Origin of the sequence: Methanofastidiosum sp., from assembly GCA_020854815.1 — an archaeon.
Lineage (GTDB): Archaea > Methanobacteriota_B > Thermococci > Methanofastidiosales > Methanofastidiosaceae > Methanofastidiosum.
Genome location: JAHKLW010000018.1, coordinates 1 through 6,862, shown reverse-complemented (window position 1 = coordinate 6,862; position 6,862 = coordinate 1). Strand labels below are relative to the sequence as shown.

Genomic DNA, 6,862 nt, shown 5'->3' with positions numbered 1-6,862 from the left:
TTTCTATTCATTAAAGCTCAGGGATTTTGTCAGATTCTATGGGGTACTCTCAATCAGGAGAGAAAACGTTGAGCTTCAGATAAGTAAATTTGAAAGGCTAAATGAAGAAGAATTGACTTCAATTAAGAAGAATATTGAAGCTATGTTTCTAGATAAGATCAAGCGGGACGCCCCAGATTTTCTTGTAAATTCTCAAGTCTATAAAAAAATGGAAGATCAATTCTTGCTTGCAATGTCTTCTATAAAGAAAGCAGTTTTACAGGAAAGAATGATTATCATAAGGCATCACAATGATTGCGATGGCATCACAGCCGGAGTTTCTTTAGAGAAGGCAATTAGCTCATACGCTGACAAGGAAAAAAAGAAGGACTGCAGGATATTTAGAAAACCATGTGCAGCACCTTACTATGACCTTGAAGATGCTTTGAAAGATATTGACCTTTACTTTTCTTTCTCTAAGAAGAAGCCACTTCTTATTATTGCAGACAACGGCAGCACTGATAGCGATTTACAAGGTATTCTTAGGGCCAAAGTATATGATTTTGAAATTGGAGTAATAGACCACCACCCGCCTACAAAAAAAGATAATGGTGAGTATCTTATTGACGAGTACGTTTCATTTCACATAAATCCACACATATATTCTGGAGATTCAAATTTATGCACCGGAATGTTAGCTCATGAACTATCAAGGATGATTGATGCTGAGGTAGATATTTACGCCATACATTTGCCAGCACTTGCTGGAATTGGAGATAAATCAAGGGGCAGTGAAATGGATCAGTATCTTGAGATCTCTCCTTTCAAGAGAGGTGAGCTTGAAAAGATTAAATTGGCACTGGATCACGAATCCTATTATCTAAGAAGATTTAGCATAAATAGTTATATTGATGACATAATGATGCTCGGGGATAAAAAGAGAGGAAATAAGTTAATTAGCTATATTTTTGAAGAAATAGAGAAAAAGAGAAGCTCACAGTGGAATTTGATAAAGCAGCATCTTGATATAAAAAATCTTGCCGATAATTTTGACCTTATTACAATTGATCTAGAAAAATTCATCTTTAGGGGGGAGTTCCCTTCTCCAGGGAGAACACTTGGCTTTATTCACAATAAATATATTTGGAATAATGAAATCAACGAAGATGAAAGGGCTATAATTAGTTTGGGGATAGCTGAAGACTATATTGTATTTAGGGCAACAAACAAGGCAAAAGCAATTGGATTTGATCTTAACGATATAATAAAACAGTTGAAAGATCTATACCTAGAGGAAGTCCAAGGCGGGGGCCATCCTGGTGCAGGCACAATTAGATTTGTTCCGTTCTTGAAAGATGAAGTAAAAAGAACAAGTTTGGAATATATTGAGAAGATTGTTAAGAAATAGAAATAATTATTCAGTATTAAATTAATCAGAACTTTTAAAAATAAAAATGAAAAGCAATTGATAATATGCCTCTAGGACCAAATAATAATGGAAAAGGCTCCAAACGAATTGGTATTGTTTGTTGTGAAGTATTTGAAGATGAACTTCTATTTGTTATAAAGGAGCATCCAGAAATAGGCAAGATAATTATTGTAAATACAGAATCTTCAAAGTATTTTGAGGATATTATAAGAAATAATTTTCCTTATGAAAAAATAAGAATAGCTAGGGAATTATTTGCTCCACGGTATCTCAAAAGAGAAGAAGAACTAGAAATCATAGTATATATTTTGCCGCTATTTCTTCACTATAGCCCAAGAGAATTAAAAGATGAAGTTTTGAATGCTTGCATAGAACTACAGAAACATTCTGACTACCTTTTGATTTATTACGGATTATGCGGCAATTCATTGAACAATCTAGAAGGTATGTTGAGAGATAATAATGTTAAATTACCTTTTGGCATTCTAAAGGATGAAAATAAAGAAATAGTTGATGACTGCGTATGTGCTCTTTTAGGAAGTAAAGCAAATTATACGGAGATACTAACTAAAGAGCCGGGTACATTTTTTTTAACTCCCGGATATGCTAGCCATTGGGGTCTTTTTAGTACAAAAAAGATTGAGGCCATAGGTGAAAATCGTCTGAAGGAAATTGGAGATCAATTAGGAATTGAAAATTTTGATGCGGTAGAGATGACAAAATATTTGCTAAGAGAAGCAGATTACAAGCAGATTGTTGCATTAGAATACGTATGTTCTAATTTTACAGCCTATAAAAATAAATGCCAGACAATATCATCCGAGATTGATCTAAATCTGTCTTATAGAAAAGGCACTATTAGATTATTACAAGAAAGTCTTGAAAAAGCCATCTCAGAAATTAATGTGAAATAATTATATCAAGTTTAATTATTAGAAGAAAGCAAGAGCGGTATGGGATTCAAACCCACGAATACCTAAATAAAAGGATCCACAATACTGTAACCTTATATTACCGTTTTCTTAATTAAAACCATGAAACCATCCGATAAAATATCCTGCAAATCTTTTCCATGTAAAGATATTGAAAAGAATGTATTCCAAATTCCCTATTTAGATCTTAATCCTGATAAAATAAAAATAGTTATGATTTCAGAAGTTCCACCACTAGATCCAAAAGATTATTTCTATTCTATCGATACACCTTTCTATATGGAAACAACAAAACAAGCTTTTAGCGATGCGGGGTATCCTATTAATTCCATAAATGATATCTTAAACTTAGGCGTATACATAACAACAGCAGTTAAATGTCCAAAGACTGGAACTTCCATTTCAACTGATACAATAAAAGAATGCTCATTTATTCTAGAAGAAGAATTGAAACTTTTCCCAAATGCTAAGGTCTACATGTTAATGGGTGATGTCGCAATCAAATCCTTTAATCTCATATCAAAAAGGAATACAAAAAAACTTACCATTCCAAACGGCTCAACTTACAAACTAAGAAATCAAAGTTTTTTCTATGGTGACATAAGAGTATTCCCTTCTTACATCATAACAGGGAAAAACTTTTTGATTGAAAAATCAAAAAGAAAAATGATTGCTGAAGATATAAAAAATGCATTTGAACTTATCCAATAATTTTGGAAATCAAAACCCAAAGCCTTATATATTATTATTGGATTGGTTTGGAAAGGTTGTTATAGGAACGACTGAAAACGCTAAAAAATTTTCAAAACAGTTTTTCTTATCCCCTCCTTCGGAAAAGGAGGTAATTACTTGAGCGAATTTAGTCTTGTCATTAAAAATGCAAGAATAAATGGTACTACAATTTCTGACATTGGTATTAATAATGGCAAAATAGAAAAGATAGGCAAATTGAATAATGGCGAAACAAACATAGATGCAAACAAACACTATGTTCTAAGTGGATTTGTAAATTCTCACTGCCACCTTGATAAGTCAAATCTATTAGATAAGATGACAGAAGACCATCTTGGTAAGACACTTGAAGAAAACAGGCTTCTATTAAAGAAATTGAAGAGCTCTTATTCTGAATCAGACATTGAAAAAAGAGCAACAGACACAATAGAGCGGATGCTATCAAAAGGGATAACGGCAATAAGGACGCAGGTAGATGTAGACCCAACAGCCGGGGTAGTCCCGATTAAATCTCTTCTAAAATTAAGAGAAAAATACAAGGATAGAGTATACATAGAGATAGCCGCTTTCCCACAAGAAGGTGTAGTCGATGAAGCAAAAAGAGACCTAATGGAAAAAGCAATGGAACTTGGAGCAGATGTAGTTGGAGGCCTGCCACTAGTCGAAGCAAAGGGAAATGAGAAAAGGCATCTTGAAATACTTTTTGAGCTTGCAAAACAGTATAATAAAAATCTTGATATTCAGGTAGACGAAACAAATGACCCGAGAATGGCAATACTGCCAGAGGTAATAAAAAAGACAAAGGAAGAAAATTTTCAAGGAAGAGTAACAGTAACACATGCAATAGCACTCTCAAGGCTACCAACGGAAAAAGCAAAAGAGATAATTCAGCAGATGAAGGCTCTAAGGATTAATGTCATAGTCACGCCAAGTGCAAATATGATTACAAGATTTGCAGAAGTTAACGATCTCTGGATAAGGCCATCAAACAGCATAACTAGAGTCACTGAGCTATACGACAATGGAATAAATGTTGCAATAGGAACTGATAACGTAAGAGACATCTTCTACCCATTTGGAAACTGCAGCATGATAAGAGAGCTTCACATGCTAGTATCGGCAACAAGGATGACTACAAGAGATTACATAGACGGGGCCATAGCAATGGCAACAACAAACGGGGCAAAACTTCTGGGATTAAACTATGGGATAGAAGAAGGAAGACAGGCAGACATAATAATAACAGACGGCATGTCAAAACTTGATATCCTAAATAGCGATGAAACAATACCATGTGTAATAAAAAATGGAAATATTCTTTCTTTTAATGATAATAAATTCCAAAGGAGGAATAACTGATGTCCGGGATTTCTTCAATAGTAAAAGATTCAATAGATATGCACTACCACATAGGCCCAGATATCCTCCCAAGAAGAGACACAGTAGAAAGTCTTCTAAAAAATGAAAAAGGGAAGATAACAGGTATCGCACTAAAATCTCACGGATTTCCAACAATATCTGTAATAAATACAATTGAAAAAAAATCAGATGACCCACTTCTAATAGGATCAATAACTTTGAATTACTTTATGGGAGGATTTAATCCAAGTGCAATATACGCTTCTGCAACAATGTCAAAAGGTGCGCCAATTATAGTTTGGTTTCCAACCACACATGCTGAGAATCATCTTTTGAAGAATCACAGCGAGTACGAAATACCTCCTGAATGGGTAAAGGATCCAAAATTTAAGCCAAGGTTAAAATCAGAACTCAAAGCTATAAAAGTTACAGACTGGAATTATAAATTATTTGATAAATGCAATAGAGTCCTTAAGGCAATAAAAGACAACAATGGTATTCTAGCGACAGGACATTTGTCATGGCAGGAAAGTTATGTCCTAGCAAGCGAAGCATTAAAAATGGGCATCCCTACAATCATTACTCACCCAATGCAGAGGGACATCGCAATGCCTATAGACGTTCAGAAAGAACTTGCCTCAAAAGGAGCATACATTGAGCACTGTTATATTATGTGGCTTGATAGAGATCATCCGGAAGATTATCCTCTCAAAACAATAAAAGAAAATATTGAAGAAGTTGGGTACGAGCACTGTATCATATCTTCTGATGCAGGGCAGGTAAGGAATCCATCATCAAGTGAATGTCTTGAGACTTACATGAACTTGCTAAAAAATGAAGGTATATCTGAACAAGCATTAGCAACGATGGCCATAACAAATCCAAGAAAAATACTAGGGATGGAAATAAAATGATCGACATTTCAGCAAATCTTTCAGGGATTCATTTTGATAGCTGCATAATGAACGCATCAGGCCCCCTAGACGCTACCTTAGAAGAACTGACAGATATTGCAACTTCTGGGGCTGGCGGGATTGTAATGAAGTCCTGCACAGTTGAAGTGCGTGAGGGCAACCCTGAACCAAGATATGTTGATGTTGAATGGGGATCAATCAATTCAATGGGGCTGCCAAATCTTGGATACAAGTACTATAATGAAATAACTCCAAAGTTAAAGTCCTATGACAAGCCGTTAATCGCAAGCATAGCCGGTGCAGAAAGCCAGGAGTACAAAAAAATAGTTGAGACATTTAACTCTTCCAATGTGGATATCTTAGAGATAAATCTCTCGTGCCCAAATGTTGTTGGGAGGCCTCAGATAGGGTATGACTTTGAAATGTCTGAGGAGATAATGAATATAGTAGGGGATATTTCGGATAAGCCATGGGGTGTTAAATTGCCTCCATACTTCGATTTCGTTCATTTTGAAGAAATGGCATCTATTCTTAATCGTTCAAAAATATCCTTTATCGTTAGTATAAATTCAATTGGGAATGCACTCTTTATAGACTGGGAAACTGAAAAAGTCGTAATAAAGCCAAAGGGTGGATTTGGCGGGCTCGGCGGGAAATATATCAAACCAACAGCTCTTGCAAATGTCAGAAAGTTCCACGAACTATTGAATAATAAAATCAAAATTGTGGGAGTAGGTGGAATCTACACGGGCATTGATGCATTTGAGTTTATTCTGGCTGGGGCTACTTTGCTTCAACTAGGAACTTCATTCTACCAAGAAGGGCCGTCTGTCTTTGAACGAGTATCAAAAGAACTTTGCCAAATAATGGAACAGAAAGGCTATACTTCTTTAGATAACTTTAGAGGAAAACTTAAGGTGATCGAGTGAAAGAGCTCTATGATATACTTTTCCTAACGAAAAGCATCCACATAGATACAGAAAATCCCTTCACTTTTTCTTCAGGGATAAAGAGTCCCATTTACTGCGATACAAGAAGGCTGATATCCTATCCAAAAGAGAGAAAAAAGATCATATCGGGATTTTTAGAAAAAATAAAAGATATGGAAATTGAATCTGTAATTGGAGTTGCTACTGGCGGCATCTCTTGGGGGGCATGGCTTTCAGATAGGCTTGATGTTCCTTTTGGATATGTCAGATCATCACACAAAGATTACGGGAAAAAACAGAGCATCGAAGGGGATATTGACATTAATAAAAATATTCTAGTCATAGAGGATGTTGTTTCAACAGGTGGCTCTATTGGCAGGGCGATCAATTTACTTAGAGAGTCTTCTGCTAAATCTATGAAAGCCGTTTCAATATTCTCATACCAATTTTCTGAATCGTTAGAAATGTTCCAGGAGTTAAATGTTCCATTTCAAAGTCTTTTGTCACTTGAAGGCTTGCTTGAGTATGAATCAGATAAGATTGGCAATAGCAAGAGTGAAATTGAACTGTGGAGAAAGAATCCAAGGG

The 6,862-nt window shown here is 35.4% G+C and carries 7 protein-coding genes; all 7 read left to right on the top strand.

The window, feature by feature from the left end; genetic code table 11:
* Window positions 1-1,387, top strand: a 1,387-nt coding sequence (locus KO464_01505) for a hypothetical protein (protein MCC7572047.1), incomplete at its 5' end; no start/stop codon positions are given.
* 65 nt (window positions 1,388-1,452) lie between these two features.
* Window positions 1,453-2,322 (top strand): DUF1638 domain-containing protein, encoded by an 870-nt coding sequence (locus KO464_01500; GenBank protein MCC7572046.1) that lies wholly within the window; start codon window positions 1,453-1,455, stop codon window positions 2,320-2,322.
* Window positions 2,323-2,442: 120 nt separating this feature from the next.
* Complete coding sequence (locus tag KO464_01495) at window positions 2,443-3,051, top strand: uracil-DNA glycosylase (GenBank protein ID MCC7572045.1); 609 nt, start codon at window positions 2,443-2,445, stop codon at window positions 3,049-3,051.
* Between the two features lie 138 nt (window positions 3,052-3,189).
* Window positions 3,190-4,431 carry an amidohydrolase family protein gene (locus KO464_01490; GenBank protein ID MCC7572044.1) on the top strand — a complete coding sequence of 414 codons (1,242 nt, stop codon included), beginning with the start codon at window positions 3,190-3,192 and terminating at the stop codon, window positions 4,429-4,431.
* Window positions 4,431-5,345, top strand: coding sequence for a hypothetical protein (locus KO464_01485; GenBank protein MCC7572043.1), 915 nt, complete (start codon window positions 4,431-4,433; stop codon window positions 5,343-5,345). The genes KO464_01490 and KO464_01485 overlap by 1 nt, the downstream gene beginning before the upstream one ends.
* Window positions 5,342-6,274 carry a dihydroorotate oxidase gene (locus KO464_01480; GenBank protein ID MCC7572042.1) on the top strand — a complete coding sequence of 311 codons (933 nt, stop codon included), beginning with the start codon at window positions 5,342-5,344 and terminating at the stop codon, window positions 6,272-6,274. The genes KO464_01485 and KO464_01480 overlap by 4 nt, the downstream gene beginning before the upstream one ends.
* On the top strand, window positions 6,271-6,862 hold a 592-nt coding region (gene pyrE, locus KO464_01475), incomplete at its 3' end, for an orotate phosphoribosyltransferase (GenBank protein MCC7572041.1). The genes KO464_01480 and pyrE, both read left to right, overlap by 4 nt.

Bases quoted from the DNA above. Each gene is read 5' to 3' on its own strand.
- KO464_01500 (MCC7572046.1), top strand. From the start codon at position 1,453: ATGCCTCTAGGACCAAATAATAATGGAAAAGGCTCCAAACGAATTGGT.
- KO464_01495 (MCC7572045.1), top strand. From the start codon at position 2,443: ATGAAACCATCCGATAAAATATCCTGCAAATCTTTTCCATGTAAAGAT.
- KO464_01485 (MCC7572043.1), top strand. From the start codon at position 4,431: ATGTCCGGGATTTCTTCAATAGTAAAAGATTCAATAGATATGCACTAC.
- KO464_01480 (MCC7572042.1), top strand. From the start codon at position 5,342: ATGATCGACATTTCAGCAAATCTTTCAGGGATTCATTTTGATAGCTGC.